This is a genomic window from Cohnella sp. GbtcB17, assembly GCF_019091135.1.
Lineage (GTDB): Bacteria > Bacillota > Bacilli > Paenibacillales > Paenibacillaceae > Cohnella.
In genome coordinates this window covers 13356-34907 of record NZ_JAGXJW010000073.1, presented here as the reverse complement: position 1 = coordinate 34907, position 21552 = coordinate 13356, and the positions used below count along the sequence as shown (strand labels likewise).

Here is a 21552-nt window from a genome sequence, read left to right as displayed (position 1 = left end):
GCGGCCCGGCATCGCGCCGACGTATGTGCGCCGGTGGCCGCGGATCTCGGCTTCGTCGCGGACGCCGCCGTGCGAGATGCGCACGAACTCGCGGCCGAGCGATGCGGCGATCGGGCGGCCGAGCGAAGGCTTGCCGACGCCCGGCGGGCCGACGAGACACAGGATCGGCCCCTTCAGCTTTTTCACGAGCTGCTGAACGGCAAGATACTCGAGCACGCGCTCCTTCGGCTTTTCAAGTCCGGAATGCGCCTCGTCGAGGATCTGTTCGGCCTTCGCAAGATCCAGGTGATCCTCCGTGAAGTTGTTCCACGGAAGGGCAAGCAGCCATTCGATATAATTGCGGATGACGGCGCCTTCCGCGGACGAAGCCGGCATTTTTTCGAGGCGGTCGATTTCCTTCTCGACCTTGGCCGCGATCTTCTCGGGGAGCTTCTTCTCCCCCAGCTGATTGCGCAGCTCCTCGACCTCGCCTGCCCGGCCTTCCTTCTCGCCGAGCTCCTTCTGGATCGCCTTCATTTGCTCGCGCAGATAGTATTCCTTTTGCGTCTTCTCCATTTGCTTCTTGACGCGCTGGCTGATCTTGCGTTCGAGCTCGAGCACCTCGCGCTCGTTGTTCAGGAAGTCGAGAAGCTTCTCCAGGCGGCTGCGCACTTCGACCGTCTCGAGAATTTCCTGCTTGTCCTTGATCTTGAGCGACAGGTGGCTCGTGATGACGTCGGCCAGGCGGCCCGGCTCGTCGATGTCGGATACGGCGGCAAGCGTCTCCGGCGTGACCTTCTTGGAGAGATTGATATAGTGCTCGAACTGGCTTAATACCGCGCGCATGAGCGCATCCAGTTCGGAATCGTTCGAATCGGGCTCCGGGAGCTCCCGGGCGACGACTTCGTAGAAGCCGTCATTGGGCAAATACTGTTCGATCTCCGCGCGGACGACGCCCTCGACCAGCACGCGAATCGTGCCGTTCGGCAGCTTCAGCATCTGCCGGACCTTGGCGATCGTACCGATGCGGTAAATGTCCTCCTGCGTGGGTTCTTCGATATTGATCTCCGACTGGGAGCACAGCAAAATCATGTGATCGTCGATCATGCATTGCTCGAGCGCCTTGATCGACTTCTCGCGGCCTACGTCCAGATGCAGCACCATGCTGGGGTAGACGAGCAGCCCGCGTAGAGGGAGCAAAGGCAGTGAACGGCTCTTCGTCTTGTTCGAAGCCATAAGGACGGCACCTCCTCAAGCCTTGCCGCTGTGCGGCGTGGCCCGGTATGGTTAGGGTTGCCATCAGCCGGCGGCTAACCCTTCAGTCATTGTATCAAAAGAAATAGCGCGCCGCAAAAAACACAGCGGCGCCGCCCGAAGGACGGCGCTCGTTGCGGCACTCGGCCTATCAAGCTTAAACGCCTGCACCCGGAGCGGGGCGGCCGTCTCCGTGAAGCGAAGCGCGCACGTTCTCGGTCGGATTCGCGGCTGCGGGGGAGCCGGCATGAAGGATCGACAGCGGCGCGGCGGCGGCGTAGCCGTCTGCCGGAATCGGACGCTCCGCGGCTTCCAGCTCGCCGGGCAGACGAAGCGGCGCCGGCCCGAACACACGAACGAACACTTCCTCCACCGTCTCGACGGGGACGACTTTGACGCCCTGCAGCCCCTCGAAGATCGCCTGCCAGTTCTCTTTCGGAATGAGCACCGTGTCCGCGCCCGACTGGAAAGCGGCCTCGACCTTGGCGAGCACGCCGCCGACCGGCTTCACGCGTCCGTGGATGCTGATCTCGCCCGTCAGCGCGAGCTTGTTGTCGACCGGCTGTCCGGTGATCGCCGAAGCGATCGCAACGGCCATCGCGATGCCCGCCGACGGTCCGTCGATCGGCGTCCCGCCGGGGAAATTGATGTGGAGGTCGTAATTTTCCGGCCGCAGGTTAAAGGCGCGAAGCACGGTCAGCACGTTCTCGACCGAGCCCTTCGCCATGCTCTTGCGCCGCAGCGTGCGCTGCCCGCCGCCGATCTCTTCTTCCTCGACGACGCCCGTGATCGTATAGACGCCTTTGCCCGGCATCGCAGGGATGGCCGTCACCTCGATCTCGAGCAGCGCGCCCATGCTCGGCCCGAACACCGCCAGGCCGTTCACGAAGCCCACAGCCGGCTTGTCGGGCACCTTGCGGTCCGGACGCGGCGGCAGCTGGCTGCTGTTGACGACCCATTCGAGGTCGGAGGCCGCGATGCGCTGGCGACCTTCCGACAGCGCAAGACCTGCCGCCAGTTGAATCATGTTGACGGCTTCGCGGCCGTTGGTCGCATAGTGCTTGACGACCTCGACGGCTTCCGGGTCGGCGGGCAGCCCGATCTTGGCGACCGCGTTCTGCGCGATCTCGCCGATCTCGGACGGCAGCAGCGGCCGGAAGTAGATCTCCATGCAGCGGCTGCGCAGCGCGGGCGGCAGTTCGCTCGGCGACCTTGTCGTCGCGCCGACGAGCCTGAAGTCGGCGGGCAGCCCGTTCTGGAAAATATCATGAATATAGAGCGGAATATTCGGATCCTCCGCATGATAGTAGGCGCTCTCGAGGAATACTTTGCGGTCCTCGAGCACCTTAAGCAGCTTGTTGATCTGGATCGGGTGCAGCTCGCCTATCTCGTCGATGAACAGAATGCCGCCGTGCGCCTTGGTGACCGCGCCCGGCTTCGGCTGCGGGATGCCGGCGACGCCCATCGCGCCCGCGCCTTGGTAGATCGGATCGTGAACCGAGCCGATCAACGGATCGGCGATGCCGCGCTCGTCGAAGCGGGCGGTCGTCGCGTCGATCTCCGTGAACTTCGCCTCGAGCCTGAACGGCGACGAAGGGTTTTTCTTCGCCTCCTCCAGCACGACGCGCGCGGCGGCCGTCTTGCCGACGCCCGGCGGCCCGTACACAATGACGTGCTGCGGATTGCCGCTGCACAGCGCGGCCTTAAGCGCGCGAAGGCCTTCGCGCTGTCCGACGATATCGTTCATCGAGACAGGACGCGTCTTCTCGGATAGCGGCTTCGTGAGCGAGATGGACCTCAGCTTGCGCAGCTTGTCCATCTCCTTGCGCGACTCCCGGTCGACGGCGGTCTTGTTCGTTTTCTGATTGCGGAGCAGATTCCAAAAGTAAATCCCGATTACGACGGCGAAAAACACCTGTACGAGCATCAACACGGTGCCCAGTGCCATATAACCTCATCCTCTCTACTAGCGTCGTGGATTCCCACGCCCGTCCAACCGGCAAGCTGGCAGCATAATTCTTAGTATTGCCCGGTTGGAGGCGGATATAGTCATGCGAGGATGAGGTTGGCAGCAGGCGCATTATACATGCGCGGCATCCGATTGAAGCGCGCTCAGCTCGCGCGCCATCGCCACGCAAGACTCGGCGCATTTGAAGCACGCTTCTGCGCAGCGCCGGCAATGCTCGTGTTCATGCATCGCGCAAGCCTCTCCGCAGCGCTGGCAAGCTTCGGCGCACAGCAGCGCGAGCTCTCCGCGATAGCTGCTGCGCATCGTCATCGCTTGCGCCGTGAACGCGCATAGGTCTGCGCATTCCCGGTCCAGCCGGATGCAATCCCGCATCTTATCGATATGCGCTTCTTCCAGACAGGCGGCATAACAGGCGTTGCAGGCCTTTACGCAGGCGAGGCAGTCTTCGATGCAGGATTCCATGCTTTTGATCGTCGCTTCGGTCATGATGACGCATTCCTCCTTCTCGATGCAGGTATCAAAATGCGGGTGTCACGGCTCCACCTTCTTTTTTTACCCAGATGCCGCCCATACGATTGAAACCGCCTCATGCCCGAAGATGCAAAAGAAGCCCCGCCGGATAGCAGGACTTCTTCATGCCGCTTGCGGCGGCGCGCATTCAAAGGAAATCTTATACGGTGCCGGCCGCGACGCCGGGCTTCGGCGCATGCGGCTTGCGGCCCGGAATCTCGCCCGTCTCAGCGTACACCGCCGCGATATGGTCGATCTCCTTCTTCAGCTCGCTGACGAGCTCGGCCTCCGGCACCTTGCGGATCATCTCGCCGTAGCGGAACAGCATGCCTTCGCCGCGGGCGCCCGCAATGCCGATATCGGCCTCCCGCGCTTCGCCGGGACCGTTGACCGCGCAGCCAAGCACGGATACCTTGATCGGCACCTTGAGCTTGGACAAGTACTCCTCGACCTCGTTGGCCACGGAGAACAGGTCGATGTCGAGCCGGCCGCAGGTCGGGCAAGAAATGAGCGTCGGCGCGTCCGTGATCAGGCCGAACGTCTTGAGCAGCTCGCGCGCGACCTTGATCTCTTCGACCGGATCCGCGCTGAGCGAGATGCGCATCGTGTTGCCGATGCCGGCGTTCAGCAGCACGCCGAGTCCGGCCGCGCTCTTGACGGTGCCCGAAAACAGCGTCCCCGCTTCGGTAATGCCCAGGTGAAGCGGATATTTGATCACCTCGGCCGCCTTCGTATACGCTTCGATCGCCATCGGAACGTCGGATGCTTTAAGAGAAACGATAATATCGTGGAAATCCAGTTCTTCCAGAATACCGATATGGAACAAGGCGCTCTCGACCATCGCTTCGGCGGTCGGATAGCCGTACTTCTCCAGCAAATGATTCTCGAGCGAGCCGGCGTTGACGCCGATTCGGATCGGGATTCCCCGCTCCTTGCACGCCTTGACGACCGCTTCGACCTTCTCCCGGCGTCCGATGTTGCCCGGGTTGATCCGGACTTTGTCGATGCCGTTCTCGATCGCGAGCAGCGCGAGCCTGTAGTCGAAGTGAATGTCGGCGACGAGCGGAATGCTGATCTGCTTCTTGATCTCCTTGATGGCGGCGGCCGCTTCCTTGTTGTTCACCGTCACGCGAACGATCTGGCAGCCGGCTTCCTCGAGACGCTTGATCTCGGCCACGGTGGCCGCGACGTCCGCCGTCTTGGTCGTGCACATGCTCTGCAGCACGACTTGATTGTTGCCGCCGATCGTCAGGTTGCCGACGCGGACCGGCACGGTATCCGTACGCAAATACATGGTTCAGTTCACCCCGTAAAGGCATAAGTCCACCCCGCCTCCGCACGGCGTTCGCGAGGGGGCGGGGTGGAGCTTGAGCGGAATAGAGGCGCTTTATGCGCTCTCTTCTTTTTTCTTCGTTTTCTTGTTCGTCAGCTCGGGAGCGATCTTGTCGCGCACGACCTTCTCCGTGATGACGCAGGAATTGACGTCGTCGCGGGACGGCACCTCGTACATCACCTCAAGCATGATGCCTTCGATGATGGCACGCAGGCCGCGGGCGCCCGTGTTGCGCTTGATCGCTTCGCGGGCGATCTCTTCGAGCGCGCCTTGCTCGAAGTCGAGCTTGACGTTGTCCATCTCGAGCAGCTTCTGGTATTGCTTGACCAGCGCGTTCTTCGGCTCGGACAGAATGCGCACGAGCGCGGCTTCGTCGAGCGGCTCGAGCGAAGAGATGACCGGCAGACGTCCGACGAACTCGGGAATCAGGCCGAACTTCAGCAGGTCCTCCGGTTGAACGAGGGACAAATATTCGCCCGGCTTAAGCTCTTTCTGGCCTTCGAGGGCCGCGCTGAAGCCGATGACCTTTTTGCCGATCCGGCGCTTGATGATCTGCTCGAGACCGTCGAACGCGCCGCCGCACAGGAACAGGATATTCGTCGTGTCGATCTGGATGAACTCCTGATGCGGGTGCTTGCGTCCGCCCTGCGGAGGCACGGAAGCGACCGTACCCTCGAGAATCTTGAGCAGCGCCTGCTGGACGCCTTCGCCGGATACGTCGCGGGTAATCGACGGATTCTCAGACTTGCGGGCGACCTTGTCGATCTCGTCGATGTAGATAATGCCGCGCTCGGCCTTCTCTACGTCATAGTCGGCGGCTTGAATCAGCTTAAGCAAAATGTTCTCGACGTCTTCGCCCACGTAGCCGGCTTCCGTAAGGGAAGTGGCGTCGGCGATCGCGAACGGCACGTTCAAAATCTTGGCCATCGTCTGCGCAAGCAGCGTCTTGCCCGAGCCCGTAGGGCCGACGAGCATGATGTTGCTCTTCTGCAGCTCGACGTCCTCGATCTTGCTCTGCGAGTTGATCCGCTTGTAGTGGTTGTAAACGGCGACGGACAGCGACTTCTTCGCTTGCTCCTGGCCGATGACGTACTGGTCGAGAATATTGCGAATCTCGATCGGCTTGGGGATATCCTTGAGATCGAGCTCTTCCTCGTGCCCGAGCTCCTCCTCGACGATCTCCGTGCACAGCTCGATACACTCGTCGCATATATAGACGCCCGGTCCGGCTACCAGCTTGCGAACCTGATCCTGCGACTTGCCGCAGAAGGAACATTTCAGCTGGCCCTTCTCGTCGTTGAATTTAAACATGGAATCACTCCTTATACGTTGGTCGGAGAAGAGATGACCTTGTCGATCAGTCCGTAAGCCTGCGCTTCGTCTGCGCTCATGAAGTTGTCGCGGTCGGTGTCGCGCTCAATCTTCTCGTACGGCTGCCCGGTCCGGTCTACGTAGATCTTGTTCAGCTTCTCCTTAGTCTTGACGATCCAATCGGCATGAATCTTGATATCGGAAGCCTGCCCCCGCACGCCGCCGAGCGGCTGGTGAATCATGATCTCGCTGTTCGGAAGCGCGAAGCGCTTGCCGGGAGCGCCCGCCGTCAGCAGCAGAGATCCCATGCTCGCGGCCATGCCGACGCAGATCGTGCTCACCGGAGGCTTGATATACTGCATCGTATCGTAAATACCCATGCCGGCCGTGACCGAACCGCCAGGGGAATTGATGTAAAGATGGATGTCCTTCTCCGGGTCTTCCGCGGCGAGGAACAACAGCTGGGCCATGATGAGATTGGCGACATCGTCATCAATCGCACTGCCTAGAAATATGATTCTGTCCTTCAGCAACCGCGAATAGATGTCATAAGACCGCTCTCCGCGGTTAGTCTGTTCAACGACCATAGGGACCAATGCCATACGCGCCAACCTCTTTTCTGAAATGGACTTCGCGATTCGGTAATATTCTAACATGTTCATACCCGAATGTCATGTCGGCGAAAAAGACGCGCGGTTCGGGCATATTCCGAGCATATGTAGGGTTAAAAATGAGGCACGCGATGATCACGTGCCCCATGTTTATGAACCGGAGGCCGACGTATCGTCGTGGGACCTTCGGCGATTATGCGGTCTTGCTGTTCTCGACCAGGAACTTGACGGCCTTGCGAACCTTGAGGTCGGCGTTAAGCGTGTCGATATAGCCGTTGGAACCGAAGATCGTGCGAAGCTCGTCGGCGGAACGGTTGTACATCGCAGAGAGGTTGTCCAGTTCGGCGGACAGCTCTTCCTCGGAGATCTCCAGGTTCTCGGCGTTCGCGATCGCTTCGAGCACCAGGTTGTTGCGGACCCGCTTCTCGGCATCGATACGCATCTGGCCCTTCAGCGCCGCTTCGTCCTGGCCGCTGAACTGATAGTACAGATCCAGCGTCATGCCCTGCATGCGCAGGCGGCTCTCGAAATCCTTCAGCATGCTGTCGATCTCGGACTCGATCATCGCTTCCGGGATTTCAAGCTCCGCGCCTTCGGCGGCCTTGTCGATCAAGGCGTTTTCCTTGGCGGCTTCGGCTTCTTTTTCCTTGCGCTCCTTCAGCTTGCTCGTCAGGTCCGCTTTGTATTCGTCGAACGTGTCGAACTCGCTGACGTCCTTCGCGAACTCGTCGTCCAGGGCGGGCAGGTTTTTGCGCTTGATCTCGTGCAGCTTCACCTTGAACACGACGTCCTTGCCGGCCAGGTTCTCGGCTTGGTAGTTCTCGGGGAACGTGACGTTGATGTCCTTGTCCTCGGCGATGTTCAGGCCGACGACTTGCTCTTCGAAGCCCGGGATGAAGGAGCCGGAACCCAACTCTAGCGAATAGCGCTCGCCCTTGCCGCCCTCGAACGGTTCGCCGTCCAGGAAGCCTTCGAAGTCGATGATCGTGGTGTCGCCGTTTTGCGCGGGGCCTTCGTCGACGACGACGAGCTCGGCATGGCGGTTTTGCAGGCGCTCGAGTTCTGCCGCAATCTCTTCTTCCTTGACCTCCGTATCGGCTGCGGGAGCCTCAAGACCCTTGTACTCGCCCAGCGTCACTTCGGGCTTGACGGTAACTTTAGCTTTGAAAATGAAGGACTGCCCCTTGCCGAACTGCTCGACGTCCACGTCCGGACGGTCTACCGGCACGATGCCCGTCTGCTCGACGGCTTCGCTGTATGCGCCCGGAAGCAGAATGTCGATCGCGTCCTGGTACAGGCTCTCGACGCCGAAGCGGGATTCGAAAATGCCGCGCGGCACTTTGCCTTTGCGGAAACCGGGTACGTTTACTTTTTGAACGACCTTCTTGAAGGCTTTGTCAAGCGCCTCGGCGACCTGCGCCTCGTCGATCTCGACCTCCAGAACGCCAAGGTTCTTCTCTATTTTTTCCCATTTTGCTTGCATAATATTCAATCCCTCCGAAGACGTCTTGCCGCCCGATGCGGCCGATTGACATAAACCATTTTATTATAGAACAAGACTGGCAACGAATTCAAGGCAAAAACGGGTTCGGATCATACCTTATCCGCTCCGTACATTCGCAGCCAGCGCAGCGCCTGCTCGTACCGGAACCTCAGCTCGCCCGTAATGCCGTACTGCTCCCGCGTCCACTCGTCGCCCGTCTGGCCGTGCAGCTTCTCCTGCAGGTGCTGGTGAAGCGCCGCAGCCCACAGATCGGAGGCGCCGTCGTCGGCTTCCATCATCCATTTGAAGACGTTGGAGCCGTACGCCGCCTGCACGCATTCCCGCCACATCTCGTCCGCAAAGTAGGATAGCGCAGGGTCCGACACTTCGGCCATTCGGCTAAGCCGCTCCGGAACCTCGAGCACCGACTGCGGAAACTCCTCGAACGACAGCGGTGTCTCGTCGATCTCGAGCGTCAACGCCTCGCCGTCCCTCAGCATGACCGCCGTCCCCTCGGCTCCGAATCGGCGAAGAAGCTGCAGCGCGCGAAATTGCACCAGCGGATGGTGCTCCCGCTCGGAAAGCCAGCGCCGCAGCGCGGATTCGGCTTCGGGTCCGGGGAGATGCGTCATTTGGCCCAGCGCGAGCAGCTGCTGCTCCGGATCCTCGTCGTCGAATAAAATGGAGATGAGCCGCTGCAAATAGGCGGGATCTTCCGCCGCTCTCCCGAGCACGCGCTGTCTGAGGACCGTATCCGCGTCCTCGTCCTCCTCCTCGGCGACTTCCGCCGCTTCCCCGGGCACTCCCGTTGCCATGGCCTCCGGAAAAGCCGCCTCCAGCCAGCCAAGCAGCGCCTGCCATTCGGTGTGATGCTTCTCCGCCTCGCCTCCGCACTGAAGCAGGAAGTCAAGCAGGCCTTTGGCCTCCCCGTACCGCTCCGTCTCGAGCATGCGCGTCAATTGTATCTGATAGTAGTCCAAGGTCTTGGGAAACAAGACCAGATTGTCCCCGGTGAAGTCCGACACGCCGCGAACCCCTTCCTCCATCGCTGTCCGAGTGCTTGCTTGATCAGTCCGATTCAGGAATTATATCATGAAGGCGTAGCAAATAAAAAAGCGCCGCATTGCATCGCGCTGCCGTGCTGTGCTATTATACTACTGCTATGCGGGTGTAGTTCAATGGTAGAACGCCAGCTTCCCAAGCTTGAGGCGAGGGTTCGATTCCCTTCACCCGCTCCAAACCTACGTACAACCAGAGTCTCTGTTGCCGCAGAGGCTCTTTTATTTTGACTTGGATTTAAAATTGGAACGTGGAGGACACGCGCGATGCAGATCAGATCCGCCGGCCCCGGCGACGCGGCAGCGGTATCCAGGCTGGTGCTGCTGGCCATCGAAGATATCGCCTACAGGCTCACCGGCGAGCGCACGGAGGCGGCTGTGCTGGCCAAGCTCGCCGAATACTACCGAACGCCGGGCAACCGGTTCAGCGCCGAGCGCCATACGCTCCTCGTCGCCGAAGGGGGCGAACCCGCCGGCACCATCCTGTGCTACGGCGGCGATCAGGCTGATGCGCTTTATGCGCCGATCGCCGAACGGCTCCGCGAAGCCGGCTTCGGAGAAGACCCGCAGGACCGGGAAGCGGACGAGGACGAATATTATATCGATGCCGTCGCCGTCTTTCCGGCTTACCAAGGCCGCGGATTCGCCAAGGCGCTCATCCGCCGCGCCGAGCTGGATGCGGTCGCGCAAGGGTATGTCGCGCTCGGGCTCAACGTGGACGTCGAGAAGGATGGCGCTCGCGCCCTGTACGCCCGGCTCGGTTTCGAGGAAGACAAGCTCATTCGCATTAACGGCCATCCGTACTGGCATATGCGTAAGGCGCTGGCTTGACCAAGCGCCCATTCGTCCGTGCGCATGAAAATCCCCGCCGACCTCACGGATGAGGCCAACGGGGAATTATGGTTTAATATAAAACTGGCGTCCCAAGAGGACGTATAATATATCCAAAAAACCGCGATGCATCAACGATTCTTACTATGTCGGTGCAAAATCCGTGCAAAAAATTCTAAACGTGTATTTTATCTATCACTGGATCGAAAACAGATGCTGTCTATCGATCTCCTGTACAAACGAGCCATTCTTACAGCAACGCTAACTGGAACTGACTCGCTGTTGGCTTCATACGCCTCCAGCTCATCATCAGTAACGCCCAAACTCTTTGCAGCCGTTTGAATGGAGTAACCGGATTGCAAGCGTGCGCTCAATAAATCAGTTTCTTCTATTATACTGCCTCCCATCGCCTACGCCCCTTTGGTATGTTATAATTTGGTCGATAAAATCTTAAGGAGTCCTAACATTGGCTGTGACCCTGCAACTGGGGGCCAGCCGATTGACGTACCTTTGTAAACGGGCGGGGATAAACCAAGCTGAGCTTGCCAGAAGAATGGGGCTGTCCCGTCAGTTTATAACCAAGGTCAAATTACGCGAGAAGAACTTCACGCTCGCCCAAGGAATACAAGCGGCCATGATCCTGGGATGCGAGCCTAAAGATCTTCACGAGTTGATTTGGGCGCAATCGGCTGATGAGTAGATTGTCTACTCGCCTCCTCGTTCAGGATGTCACCCCATAGTGGGACAATGGGTGTAATTCCCATGATAAACCGAGACAATGTCAGATGCTGTCGAACCGCGCGCTTTTTGTAGTGGTATTTTATTCCTGTTAATTTTGTAGCTATCTTACATAAAAGCCCCGGCGATTAGGCGTCGGGGCTTTCGCTTATGCTAAGGGTTAGGCTGGATGTACATGTGCTTATCCTTGGCGTATTTAACCTCGAGTGGTGGCCTCGGAATCTGCACCTTAATGATCAAGTCCGAATAGTCCTCCACTCTCTCCGTCATGTAGGCCCGGAGCGTCGCGCGCTCGATCTCGTACAAGCCACGTTTGCCCGCGATCGAATATGTAAATTGCAATTTGAGCCCGGAGCGCTCCGGCTTATCTTTGATCCAAATCCGCCGCGCCTTCAGACGATCCAATGACCGCTCCAGCTCGCCCTGGAGAAAGCTTCCTACTATCTTGGTAATACCGCTACGCGTACCCTTGGCGTCCTCATGCTGCGCCCGTGCCATCTCCACAAGCGTCATGATCTCGATATGCTCCTGGATGAGCTGCAGGTCCTCCGCTTCGGCCGTCATGAGATGTCACGCCCCTGTGCCGGCAGTGGCCGACATGCAAGGATGCGATCGGCGAGCAGGCTGCGCGGCGCGTGCTTGGTCAGATCGTAGGCAGAAACCGTGTTGTCGGTCACGCTTACTACCTTCATGGATCGTTGCGTGAATTTCCCTTGTTGGTCCTCGTAGATCATTTCGACAGATCGGCTGATGTACTTCGAAACATCCATCCGTGTTCGCCTCCATTGGGAACTTATGTTCTTATATTAACCAGAACGTACGTTCTTAATCAATAGGCGACAACTACCAGATAATAAAAAAGCCCGAGAGCCGAAGCCCCCGGGCGGAATATCAAAGCAGGTAAAGTTTTTTGGTATCGTTGTCGTACGTGAACGGAACGCCGGCTGCCTTCAGCACATCCGCGATCGGGGCCACCAGCCGCCCATCCACGATTTCGCCGGTCGTAATGACCTCGTTACCGACCAAGCGGACGACTTTCGGCACGATCTCGGGCGCGGCCGGCTGCGGCGCAGCGATTGGCTTCGTGTTCCACCAGCCCTCTGAGCCGTACGACTTGTTCAGGTCAACGCCGATGCCGGCCAGGCGCGTGTCGTTCTTGTATTGGTACAGATTCGCATGCGCGCTTCGCTTGCCCCGGCTCCAGGCGTACGTCTGCCAGAAGTGTTTGGCCGCGCCGCGCTTCGCCATCTCCTCGATGACGGCATACGAGCCATACACGCCGACCTGATAACCCGGGATCTCCGAGGCGGCCTCGCGCAGGTAATCCTCGATCAGATCGTAGTCCTTCGGTTGCGCATCGTAGTCGACGGCGAAATAGATCGCGCTGCCGATTGGCTGCTCGATGGCGCGAGCCTCCAGGTACGCTGCCGCCCCGTCCTTCTTGCCGTTCAGCGCGCCGCCTTGCGGGCGGTTGGCTGTCGTCTCGTACACGCTCACGATCTGCATGCCGGCTGCCGTGATGGCGACCGCCTCCGCGCGCGCCAGGCGCTTGCTGTACCCGGCAGGCACGAGATACCGGGCTGCCCACTGGTAGCCGGCAGCGGCCACGGCGGCAGCTGTCTTTGGCGTGAGCGGCGTTGCGCAGTCAATACCTTTAGACATTCGAAACGTCTCCCTTCTTCTCCGCGGCATCCGCAGCCGAGACCGGTTTGCCTAGCGGCTGGTCCAATACCTGCAGCGGCGCCGGCGCTGTCGTGCCTTCCGCCTTCTGCTGCAGCTGCTCGAGCACGTCTTTTATAAAGTTAGGAAGCTTCACGCCGATCAGGCCAAGATTCTCCACGACGGACAGACCCTCGCGCGCGATGTAAAAATACAACGCCAGTAGCCTAAACACTGGCGCTGTATTGCCGACCAGGTCGTCGAGCAGGATGGCAATGGCGATCACGCCCAGCACGACCGCCTTGCGAATCCCTCCCCAAAACATCGCCTCTGAATTGACCTGTTTGCGTCGGAATGCAGCCAGCACGCCCGTCAGGTAGTCGGCCACCATGAGCACGACAAGTATACGCAGAGCTGCGTCCCAGCCGCCCAGCGCTACTGTAATGATCGTTGTCGCGCCGGATACCAACGCTGCGAAGATATTCTCTTTCAAAAGATCCCCTCCATGAGGAAAGGCCCCGCAGCCGCGGAGCCCTCCATTATTTTTGCTTCATCACGTCGCGGACCTTCTCGTACGCTTCTTGCGCGATCTGATTCCGGAGTGCCGTAAGCTCTCGCTTCTTTTCCTTCTTCTGGCCACTCGACATGATCATTTTGTCGACAGCGCGGATCGCCTTGGACACGTCGCTGATTTGATCAGCCGCCGAATTCATGTATTTCCGCAGCCCATCGTTATAGCCTTCTGGTACATTGCCGGTTGCCTTGATGTCGTTGTACTTTGTGTCCAGCTTGTCCTTCAGCTCGTAGAACTTGCCCGATGCATCGTTACTGAACACGGAGTCCGCCGTCACCTGCTTGCCGAGCGTCTCTCCAATGGTCGCGCCGGTCGACGATGCTGGCAAGCCGAGCTGCCCGATCACGCCGGTATATGAACGAATCAGGTGATCAACCTGCTTCGGGGATACATTCAGAATGTTGCCGATCTTCTTGCCGACCTCGGAGGTGTTGGCGTCGAACTGCAGTCGCGGTGACACGCCCTCCAAGTATTGCGGAACGATCGCCGCGCCGGCGAAGTTCTCGTTGGATGCGACATCGACGAGCGGCCCGAGCACTGTATCACGAACGGGCGCGATGGCAGCGCCCATGAAGTCACCCTTTGCCAGCTCCTTCGCGGGGATGCCAGGCGGAGAGAACGCCGTCGTCACCGTGTCGGAGAAGTCCCGGAACGACTCCGGATCCTCGTCGGCCCATGCCCGCATCGTGCGCTCGAGCAGCGCGCCGAACGGGATGCCGAGCTCGCGCGGCCGCGGAATCTTGATGAACTGTTTATCGCCTGTAGGAATTAAAAAGAAGTTATCCTTCGTGTAGTTGGACAACTCCTGATAATCCTTCCGCTTGTGGTTGATGGCATACAGCACGATCGTCGGGATCGTAATCGCGAGGAACGCCTTCGCTGACACCGAGCCCGGGTTATCCTTGAATGCCCGAATCGTCTTGTCGAGCCCTTGCACAGCAGCGTTCAGATACGGCAGGAACGCGTCAGCATCCTTGATCGTAGAGCCTTTGCGCTTGAAGTTAGTCGTTAGGTCGTTCGCTAGAAATAACCCTTCCTGCCGGCTTGCGTAGCTGTCGCCGCCTGCCTGCGTAACCCGTTTGAACTCGCCCAGGCGGGGCGCCGACTCGATGACGTTCGACAGGTTCTCCAGCGCGCCATAAGCCCTCGGAATAAGCCCCATGCCTTTCTTATTCTGCGGGAGCAGTTCACGCTTGGCCTGGCTGAGCAGATTACGGTCCGCCGCTACAGGGCTGCTGTGACCGCCGCCCACGGCCTTGTACCGCTGGTACAGCTCCTTGTTACCGAATGTGCTGACCACGCCGTCGAGCAAATCCCAGGCGAAGGTAAAAGGGTTGTTCGTCGTCTTGCTGAAGATGTATGCAGTCGGAATGTCCCGCCAGATGTTCCGCGTCAAGCTGAACACGGGGTTTACGCCGGTCGTGAGCAGCTTCATGGCGTTGGTCACCTTGCGGGCGGCTTCGACTACCGCGTTCGACGTCTGCGGCGACAGATTCGCCAGCGCCTCCAGCAGTGGGATGTCGTTAACCTGGACCTGCACAGGCTCGCCCGCAATCATACCGGTCACGATGTTGCCGCGGCCTGCGACGCGCTCTTTCTGATTCTTGTTGTACGCCGCCTCGAATTCGCCGTCCAGCTTCTCCAGCAACGTTTCGATGCCCTCGTCCTTGATGAGCTTGTTCATCGCCGCGATCGACGACTGGTGCATATTCTGATTCTCAGGCACCAGTTCAGCAAAGCCTTGCAGCGCTTCCGGCTCGTTGTTTAAGTGCTGAATCACGGTCTGCATGACCTCGTTGCGCTTGGCCGTCTTCACGTACTTGTCGACGTATTCAATGATCGATTCGATCGGGTCGATGATCGGGCGCTCCGAACCGGTTGGCGAATAGCTCTTGACCGGGCTGCCTTGGCCGGAAAAGCCGCGGCGTGCTTTACCAGGCGGACGGCCGCTCTGCTCGAGCTTGGAAAAATACCGCTTGTTCGGCACCCAATACGGATTCGCTTCTTTCCAAGCCTTCCAGGTCTCCGGTGTAATGATGCCGGTATCGACGAGCCAAGCCTGCCCGAGCTTGTCGTTCCACTCGTAGAGCTGCTTGGCGATCCCCTCAAACTCCGGATAGGTGTCCTGATACATGCGAATCTTGTCCGCGACCTTCTCCAGCGTCATGCCCGTCCGAGGGTCATACACACGTTCATCTCGTCCTGGCGCCATTCGTGTCTCAGCATGCCGGGCGATCAGGTAGTCGAGGAAGTTTGTATACGACCGCCGCGGGATCTGCTTCGTGATATCCTTGAGCGGCTCGCCGATGACGTTGCCCTTCGCATCCACCAGTTGTTCCGTGAGGATGTGTTTGGCGATTACGTCATTACCTCGCGTGTTAAGCGCTTGGACGTACGCCCGCTGGTCTGCAGGTAGCGGTTTGCCCGTTATGCTCTCGACGTACTTGTCGAGCTGGTTGATCCGTTGCAAGTTGTCCACGTTTCGGCGGTAGAACTCGTCGGCCATGCCCGATATATCGATCGGCTCCCGGGTTGTCTTCGTCTCGATGTACGTCCGCGTGTCCGCCGGATTGGTAAACTTTCCACCTTTCGCATTCGCGGCGAACCCGAGCGGACCAGGATCCGGCGCAAGCTGGTTCGGTACGGCCGGCTCCACGCTCGGCGAGCTGACAGGGATAGGTTCCGCCACGGGCGCTGCAACCTCCACGCCTGTACGTCCCGTGCCGGGGATCGGTTCGACGCCCGGTGCGCGCATCGGCGTACTGATCGGTGCGGCTGCTTGTGCAGTAGCCGGCGCGGCTTCCCTTTGGAATTGCTCAAGCTGCCCCTTGACCTGCTGCAACGCTGCGACCGTCTCGTCGTAGCCGTTCTCCGCCTTCCAGCTCGGGAGCTGCTGTCCGCCATCCGTGAAGCCCTCGTCGACATGCTGCTTCGCGAGCGCGTACAGCTCTTTATTGTTTGGCGCGCGGCCATTCGTCCGGAAGAACTCCTGATACCATTCCGGGTTATTCGACTGGCGGCCAAGGCGTCCAGTGACGTCGCCAGCTTCGTCTCGAAGAAGCGCGCCCTGTTCCACGCCGCCGCGATCGGCCATCGACTGCTTCAAGAATTTATATTGATCGTTCACCGCCTGCTGGTAGCGCGACTCCAGCGCACGCAGTTCGTTGTCGATCGCGGCAACCTCGACCTGAGATTCGTTGATATTCCGCCAGCGCGCCGCTTCCTCGGCGGACGGCTCCGGTAGCCCTCGTGGTCCGCTCTCTGGCACGTTAATCACGTCCGGCGTCTCTGCCCCGTTCACCTGGCCGCGTGTGCGCGGCTCGGGCAGCGCAAGGATCTTGTCGATCGTCTCCGGATTGGACGCTGAACCGCGATACCGACGCAGGACTGACGCAAGACCGCTGACAGCAGCGTCACCGACACCGCCGAGCGCACCGCCAAGCGCAGCCGCCTCGCCGAGCTCCTGCGCGCTCGTATGACCAGCGGCTGCGGACAGGCCGACGTTCTGATAGGCGCCGGCGATTGCCCCTCGCGCGCCTGTCTCTGCCAGCCGCTGCGCTGTCTGAGCGCTGATACCCGGCGCGCCTTCAATGACCTGCCCCAGTTTGCCGACGGCCTTGCTGCCGAGTCTCGTCGACAGCGCGCCTGCCGCGAGATCGTAGCCGCCCTTGACCAGCGACTGCTCGAGTGCTGCCGGGTTGATCGCCGCGCCGCCAATGAGAGAGCCGGCGATATACGCGCCTTTGCCGCCGACGTCCGGGGACGCGGACTGCACGCCCGTCAGCGTCTCCTCGGCGCCGCGGTTAAATCCCGTAATGAAACGGCCAGGCTTGGTCGTAAGAAGGAACTTGTCTACGGCATGCCCGAACTTCTGCAGCAGCTTCGGCCCTCCGGCCCGGGAAGCGTCGCGCACGGCCAGCTCCTTCGCGCCCGGATCGTTCGAGGGTGCTGCTTGCGCCGTCGGTTTTGCCTGCGGCGTAACGCCGAACGTCGGGTTCACAATGGCCGCCTGTTGGGCATGCATGAAGTCGATCGGCGTTACCGTAGTCGGAGCACTCATCGGGTTAGCACTCGGCACGGTCACGGCGACCGGATCAGGCGGCGCCACGGACCGATTACGAATCGAGTCGTACTCGCTGGCAGGCGCAGCGCTTGGCGAGACCGTACCAGCTAATCGATCCTTGACGGATTGTCTCGCCGCAGCCCCTTGCGCCCGCCTCCGTACGTTATCGAATTCCGACATCCCTATCCCCCCGAGAACATTTTATAGTACTTGTTAACTCCGTTAATCCAGTTCTTATTTAGTCCGTTCGGATCGTTTGCAGCACCGACCGGTGCATACTTCTTCTGGATCTGTTCGATCGTCGTCAGACCCTTGTCGATATAGTTACGCTTCAGATTGGATGCCATTTTGTCGATGCCTTCTTCAAGGCTGCTGAAGCTCATCAGGCCGCCGCCGCTCTTCATCATGCCGCCCACGTTGTTTTTGCCCTTTACCGCCGAACTGGTCCCGTTGCCGGTCTCATGAACAGCGATTGCAGCCAGCAGCGCGGGGCTGATTCCGTACTTCGCTCCAACCGAAGCAAATACGTCGCCGTATCCGCTTAAAGCGCCGCCAAGTGTCTTGTTGAGTGTCGCCCCACTAGCCGAGGCCGTGGGGCTACTCAGTTTCCCGAGGTCGCCCCGTACTTTTTCTTATACTGATCGATCTCCTGCTTCGTCATACCGAGACCGGCCAGCACCTGATTCGTCTCCAAATCTGTCAGTCCTGAGTCCACGACGTTCAGGAACATCTGCTCACGCTTGGCAGGATCTTTCGTGAGCTGCTCACCTGTTTGCTTCTGCGTGACGTTGCCAAGCATGTCCTTCTCCGTTGTATAAACCGGCTCCGTGTAAAGGCTCTTCACGTTAGACAGTACATCGTTTGCGCTCATACCAGACTTATTTGCCGGCTGCTGACTCATCTGCCAATCAAGCTGCGACCATTGCCGATCGTTGTCGTCTTGGGCAAGGAGCAATTGCGCCGCGTCGTTGTCGATCTGATGATCCTGCGCCGCCTTCTGCAGTCCGTAAGTCAGGCCGAACTGACGGACATTCTCGTCAAACGTCTTCTGGTAGTTCTTATCCGCGATCACGTCTCTGGCCTTCTGATATTCGTAAGAGCGGTCCGACTCCAGCACGCCTCGGTCAAACGCACGATCGGATTCAAGTACGCCTCGGTTATAGTTCCGGTCATCGACCGAATCGGCACGCGCGTCACGCTGCGTCTGATAGTTCCGGTTGTACGCCGTATCCTCGCGGCCGAGCGCGATGTTCAGCAGGTTGCCGGCGTTTGCCAGCTTGTCCTGATAGTCCTGGCGGGCCATCGCTTCGTACTGCGGGACATAAGCCAGCGCTTCCTGTTCGGCATTCTGCTGGATTTGTGCGAGCTGCGAGCCCGTGACAGAGCTGTTCAGAATGCCCCGGCTATTTAAATCCTCCATCGCGCTTTGTGAAGCTACGCCTGCACGCTGCTTCACTAATTGCTGCTGTGCCAAGTACTTCGGATCGGTATTTGCGTCATATTGGAATGAACCGGACGCGAGATCTGCGTATTTGTTGAATAGGTCCGTCGTCCGCGTCTTCCAGTCCGAGTAGTCTGCGGCTGCCGGTGACGGCTGCGCTGCTGGCGCGCTGTACGGATTCAGCGTGTACCCGGCGCGCTTGGAGTCGGCGATCAGCTTCCCCATCAGCTCGGTATTGTTGCTCTGGTTCGCTGCTTGCCAACGCTCGTTTTGACTGGCGGCATACTTCTCCTTGCCGCCATACTGGGCGAATGGGTCCGGTACAGCCGTCTTCGCGCTCGTGCCTGCGACTGCGTTCGAAGCCGGATTAGGGACAACACCCGCAGCGGCCGCCGTGGACGTACCGTTTTTCTGCGTGGCGGTCTTTACTTTCGTCGGATCGGGGACAACGGCCATGGTGATCGCTCCTTTCGTGATATAGAAAAGACGTCCACTTAGGACGCCTTAGGTCTGAGTATGAGAATGAGAGCCAATCCCTGCCCACGAAACGGGGCCGGCTGAAGTTGTCCACGTTGCCCCGATAGGAATGCCGCCATTGCCGCCACCTGCAGACCCAGTAGAAGATCCTTTATCGGCTTTATTTGCTACGGCCGACGATAACGAATCAATCTGGTCTTGAAGGGAGTCCAGCGTATTCTGTAGGGTTTGCCCCGTCGCTGACGAAAGAACTTCATCCCAACCTCGTACTACTGTCCGATACCCGACCTCGGGCAACAAATAAATATCGCCGAGTACCGAAGTCCCCAGCTGTAAAGGCTTGGCGTATGCGTACAAGTTGGCAACCCCATCGGAGACTTGTGCCGAGAAAGCTGTATTCCCATCAGCAGTAATAAATAGACCCGGCGCTCCGCCCATTAATGGAACTAGGGCGATGCTATTATTTTCATCCATATAAGCTGCAATTAAGTCGCCTTCTCCGTTAATGACGACTTTTGGAAATCCCGTAGACGATTGAATCAGCGCACCTACCATAGTGACAAGACCGTTAATATTCGCGTGGAATGTGTCCTGCGCACCATCGTTAATGACGAGGCCGCCAGCAGCGTCCAGCTGAATATACGCGCCGCCTTCCATGTTCGCCCGTACCGTTACGAGACCCGCGTTAAGTGTACCCGTATTAATCTTGTCAGCCGTAAGCTCTCGGATATTGAGGCTGTCCAGCTTCCCGTTCAGCAGGAAGTTGAGAATCTTCGTCAGCTCCGCCATCTGCTCCCGAGAATCCTCGTCCGACAATTGAAAGTTAAAAATCCCCATTGGCTCACCTCATTGGCATCTCGCGCAATTGGCGAGTAATCTCATGAATCGTAACCGGACCCGTGCAGACCAATTTAATCCGGACGGCATTTACATTCTTGATCTGCCCCGTCGGCACCAGAATCATTTTAAACTGCAAATCCGCTTCGGCTGTGATTGTCTTCGCCAGTTCCCAGTCCTCGCCACTCTCCTGCCCGCTGAGGTACACACTGACGGAGCTGCCGGAAGGCACCGACGCAACCAACCACAATTTGAACCATTGCTGCTTGCGAGCCATGCTCCCTGCCGTGAACGGCTTCGTGATCAGTGTCGAGGTAATTGCCGCCCCTGCGTTCGTCGTGCCGCCTACTAGACGGACAGCCCCATCAGCGCCGCCGACATAGAGCTTACCGGGCAGCGACTGGAAGTCCACTGCCGTGTAATCGCCCCAAGCGTACCAGGTGCCACGCTCCAAATTATATTGAAGCAGGATGTTCGGTGTCGTCGCGGTGTCCAGGGGCAGTGAAGCAAACAAGTTCAAGCCGTCCGTTCCGAGCGCGCATTTGTCCAGCACCGCCAAGTTAATGCGGCGGATGTACGGCATGACCGGTTTGCAGAAGTCCTTATTCGGCCGGGCGCTGGCGTAGGTGTAAAGGCCTGTCGTGTGTAGGAAGTAGACGAGCCCTCCGATGTTCACCGTGCAATCATTGTTGACTGCGCCAATGTCGGCTGCAATAGGAACGAGCGTGTAATCCCTTGGTCCGGTCCCGAGCAAGTCGTACATCGAATTCGGCTTGAACACGATTAGATGCTTCGGCCCTGCCCGCACAGCCGTAACCAGCTCACCATCGGGTGACTCGACGACGATCTCGCCAGCATCATTGACGGTCGCCCAGTCGTCAGCCTTCCGGAGCGCCGAGTATTTGATGATGTTTCCGCTGGCGCAGTACACGCGGTTGTCATGCTGCTCAATGTAGTTGCTGGCCGCAGGTGCGTTCGCCAGATCCTGCACAGTGCTGCCGTCGTACCGCTTGATGGTGTCCACGCCGTTACTGCCGATCAAGTTAATGCCGCCGAGGTTCCCTTGGAAGTTACAAAAAGACCACTCTGCCGAGGTACTGAGCCCCGAAGCGAGAGTGGTCCACGTTCCATCATTATTGAGCCGGCGCCATGTGCCGTCCGCGAAGACGACGTGCAGCTCCTTCTCTTTCCACGCCCCCATGCCGAGCACGGGGCCAACTGCCGAGCCCGCGACGGTGTACCCTGGCTTCGTTGTCAGCGCGGGGAAGGCGTCCGGGCAGAAGTTGGTGAGCTCAGTCATGAGACTGTCGTCTAAATTGAAGCCCGGATCGTCAGGCTTGTACAGTCCATTGAACGAGCGAATTGGAATCGGGTCGAGTACTCCACGGAGTGATCCCCAGTAGGCCATTCCCATCCTCCTCTCT

At 59.1% G+C, this 21552-nt stretch carries 20 protein-coding genes and 1 tRNA gene; 3 read left to right on the top strand and 18 right to left on the bottom strand.

The window, feature by feature from the left end:
- The 8 genes from KVT38_RS29380 to KVT38_RS29345 all read right to left on the bottom strand — a co-directional run.
- On the bottom strand, positions 1-1215 hold a 1215-nt coding region (locus KVT38_RS29380; protein WP_217597310.1), incomplete at its 3' end, for an LON peptidase substrate-binding domain-containing protein.
- A gap of 175 nt (positions 1216-1390) precedes the next feature.
- Positions 1391-3181, bottom strand: coding sequence for an ATP-dependent protease LonB (gene lonB, locus KVT38_RS29375; protein ID WP_217597309.1), 1791 nt, complete (start codon positions 3179-3181; stop codon positions 1391-1393).
- A gap of 132 nt (positions 3182-3313) precedes the next feature.
- Positions 3314-3688, bottom strand: a complete 375-nt coding sequence (locus KVT38_RS29370; protein ID WP_217597308.1) for a four-helix bundle copper-binding protein — start codon at positions 3686-3688, stop codon at positions 3314-3316.
- Positions 3689-3872: 184 nt separating this feature from the next.
- Positions 3873-5006, bottom strand: coding sequence for a flavodoxin-dependent (E)-4-hydroxy-3-methylbut-2-enyl-diphosphate synthase (ispG, locus tag KVT38_RS29365; RefSeq protein ID WP_217597307.1), 1134 nt, complete (start codon positions 5004-5006; stop codon positions 3873-3875).
- Between the two features lie 93 nt (positions 5007-5099).
- Complete coding sequence (clpX, locus tag KVT38_RS29360; protein ID WP_217597306.1) at positions 5100-6356, bottom strand: ATP-dependent protease ATP-binding subunit ClpX; 1257 nt, start codon at positions 6354-6356, stop codon at positions 5100-5102.
- An 11-nt stretch (positions 6357-6367) separates the two neighbouring features.
- Positions 6368-6958, bottom strand: a complete 591-nt coding sequence (gene clpP / locus KVT38_RS29355; protein ID WP_090115565.1) for an ATP-dependent Clp endopeptidase proteolytic subunit ClpP — start codon at positions 6956-6958, stop codon at positions 6368-6370.
- Between the two features lie 202 nt (positions 6959-7160).
- On the bottom strand, positions 7161-8450 hold the full coding sequence (gene tig / locus KVT38_RS29350) for a trigger factor (protein ID WP_217597305.1): 1290 nt from the start codon (positions 8448-8450) through the stop codon (positions 7161-7163).
- 110 nt (positions 8451-8560) lie between these two features.
- Positions 8561-9475, bottom strand: a complete 915-nt coding sequence (locus KVT38_RS29345) for a HEAT repeat domain-containing protein (RefSeq protein WP_217597304.1) — start codon at positions 9473-9475, stop codon at positions 8561-8563.
- 139 nt (positions 9476-9614) lie between these two features.
- On the opposite strand from KVT38_RS29345, the gene KVT38_RS29340 reads away from it, so the two are divergent.
- Positions 9615-9688, top strand: a tRNA-Gly gene (locus tag KVT38_RS29340).
- Positions 9689-9775: 87 nt separating this feature from the next.
- On the top strand, positions 9776-10339 hold the full coding sequence (locus KVT38_RS29335) for a GNAT family N-acetyltransferase (RefSeq protein WP_217597303.1): 564 nt from the start codon (positions 9776-9778) through the stop codon (positions 10337-10339).
- A 188-nt stretch (positions 10340-10527) separates the two neighbouring features.
- Here the strand turns inward: KVT38_RS29335 and KVT38_RS35655 are convergent, their stop codons facing one another.
- Positions 10528-10746: a helix-turn-helix domain-containing protein gene (locus KVT38_RS35655; RefSeq protein WP_217597302.1), complete on the bottom strand. Its 219-nt coding sequence runs from the start codon at positions 10744-10746 to the stop codon at positions 10528-10530.
- Positions 10747-10811: 65 nt separating this feature from the next.
- Here KVT38_RS35655 and KVT38_RS29325 point away from each other — a divergent pair, with 65 nt between their 5' ends.
- Complete coding sequence (locus KVT38_RS29325; RefSeq protein WP_368859177.1) at positions 10812-11039, top strand: helix-turn-helix transcriptional regulator; 228 nt, start codon at positions 10812-10814, stop codon at positions 11037-11039.
- 191 nt (positions 11040-11230) lie between these two features.
- Here the strand turns inward: KVT38_RS29325 and KVT38_RS29320 are convergent, their stop codons facing one another.
- From KVT38_RS29320 to KVT38_RS29280, 9 genes are all read right to left on the bottom strand, one after another.
- Positions 11231-11641 carry a hypothetical protein gene (locus KVT38_RS29320; RefSeq protein ID WP_217597300.1) on the bottom strand — a complete coding sequence of 137 codons (411 nt, stop codon included), beginning with the start codon at positions 11639-11641 and terminating at the stop codon, positions 11231-11233.
- The gene (locus KVT38_RS29315; protein ID WP_217597299.1) at positions 11638-11847 is read right to left on the bottom strand and encodes a hypothetical protein; all 210 of its coding nucleotides are present in this window, start codon (positions 11845-11847) and stop codon (positions 11638-11640) included. The genes KVT38_RS29320 and KVT38_RS29315 overlap by 4 nt, the downstream gene beginning before the upstream one ends.
- A gap of 121 nt (positions 11848-11968) precedes the next feature.
- Entirely contained in the window at positions 11969-12739 is a 771-nt protein-coding gene (locus tag KVT38_RS29310) for a DUF1906 domain-containing protein (RefSeq protein ID WP_217597298.1), read from the bottom strand.
- Positions 12732-13229, bottom strand: a complete 498-nt coding sequence (locus tag KVT38_RS29305; RefSeq protein ID WP_217597297.1) for a phage holin family protein — start codon at positions 13227-13229, stop codon at positions 12732-12734. Before KVT38_RS29305 ends, KVT38_RS29310 begins: the two co-directional genes overlap by 8 nt.
- Positions 13230-13275: 46 nt before the next feature.
- Positions 13276-17553, bottom strand: a complete 4278-nt coding sequence (locus tag KVT38_RS29300) for an LPD38 domain-containing protein (RefSeq protein ID WP_217597296.1) — start codon at positions 17551-17553, stop codon at positions 13276-13278.
- A gap of 2 nt (positions 17554-17555) precedes the next feature.
- On the bottom strand, positions 17556-17846 hold the full coding sequence (locus KVT38_RS29295) for a hypothetical protein (protein ID WP_483298201.1): 291 nt from the start codon (positions 17844-17846) through the stop codon (positions 17556-17558).
- Positions 17847-17974: 128 nt separating this feature from the next.
- Entirely contained in the window at positions 17975-19270 is a 1296-nt protein-coding gene (locus tag KVT38_RS29290) for a hypothetical protein (protein ID WP_217597295.1), read from the bottom strand.
- A gap of 48 nt (positions 19271-19318) precedes the next feature.
- The gene (locus KVT38_RS29285; RefSeq protein WP_217597294.1) at positions 19319-20128 is read right to left on the bottom strand and encodes a hypothetical protein; all 810 of its coding nucleotides are present in this window, start codon (positions 20126-20128) and stop codon (positions 19319-19321) included.
- 4 nt (positions 20129-20132) lie between these two features.
- Positions 20133-21536: a hypothetical protein gene (locus KVT38_RS29280; protein ID WP_217597293.1), complete on the bottom strand. Its 1404-nt coding sequence runs from the start codon at positions 21534-21536 to the stop codon at positions 20133-20135.
- Between the last annotated feature and the right edge of the window lie 16 nt (positions 21537-21552).

Excerpts from the sequence above, each read along its gene's own strand:
- lonB (WP_217597309.1), bottom strand. The coding sequence starts at position 3,181 with ATGGCACTGGGCACCGTGTTGATGCTCGTACAGGTGTTTTTCGCCGTC.
- KVT38_RS29370 (WP_217597308.1), bottom strand. The coding sequence starts at position 3,688 with ATGACCGAAGCGACGATCAAAAGCATGGAATCCTGCATCGAAGACTGC.
- ispG (WP_217597307.1), bottom strand. The coding sequence starts at position 5,006 with ATGTATTTGCGTACGGATACCGTGCCGGTCCGCGTCGGCAACCTGACG.
- clpX (WP_217597306.1), bottom strand. The coding sequence starts at position 6,356 with ATGTTTAAATTCAACGACGAGAAGGGCCAGCTGAAATGTTCCTTCTGC.
- clpP (WP_090115565.1), bottom strand. The coding sequence starts at position 6,958 with ATGGCATTGGTCCCTATGGTCGTTGAACAGACTAACCGCGGAGAGCGG.
- tig (WP_217597305.1), bottom strand. The coding sequence starts at position 8,450 with ATGCAAGCAAAATGGGAAAAAATAGAGAAGAACCTTGGCGTTCTGGAG.
- KVT38_RS29335 (WP_217597303.1), top strand. The coding sequence starts at position 9,776 with ATGCAGATCAGATCCGCCGGCCCCGGCGACGCGGCAGCGGTATCCAGG.
- KVT38_RS35655 (WP_217597302.1), bottom strand. The coding sequence starts at position 10,746 with ATGGGAGGCAGTATAATAGAAGAAACTGATTTATTGAGCGCACGCTTG.
- KVT38_RS29320 (WP_217597300.1), bottom strand. The coding sequence starts at position 11,641 with ATGACGGCCGAAGCGGAGGACCTGCAGCTCATCCAGGAGCATATCGAG.
- KVT38_RS29315 (WP_217597299.1), bottom strand. The coding sequence starts at position 11,847 with ATGGATGTTTCGAAGTACATCAGCCGATCTGTCGAAATGATCTACGAG.
- KVT38_RS29310 (WP_217597298.1), bottom strand. The coding sequence starts at position 12,739 with ATGTCTAAAGGTATTGACTGCGCAACGCCGCTCACGCCAAAGACAGCT.
- KVT38_RS29300 (WP_217597296.1), bottom strand. The coding sequence starts at position 17,553 with ATGTCGGAATTCGATAACGTACGGAGGCGGGCGCAAGGGGCTGCGGCG.
- KVT38_RS29290 (WP_217597295.1), bottom strand. The coding sequence starts at position 19,270 with ATGGCCGTTGTCCCCGATCCGACGAAAGTAAAGACCGCCACGCAGAAA.
- KVT38_RS29285 (WP_217597294.1), bottom strand. The coding sequence starts at position 20,128 with ATGGGGATTTTTAACTTTCAATTGTCGGACGAGGATTCTCGGGAGCAG.
- KVT38_RS29280 (WP_217597293.1), bottom strand. The coding sequence starts at position 21,536 with ATGGCCTACTGGGGATCACTCCGTGGAGTACTCGACCCGATTCCAATT.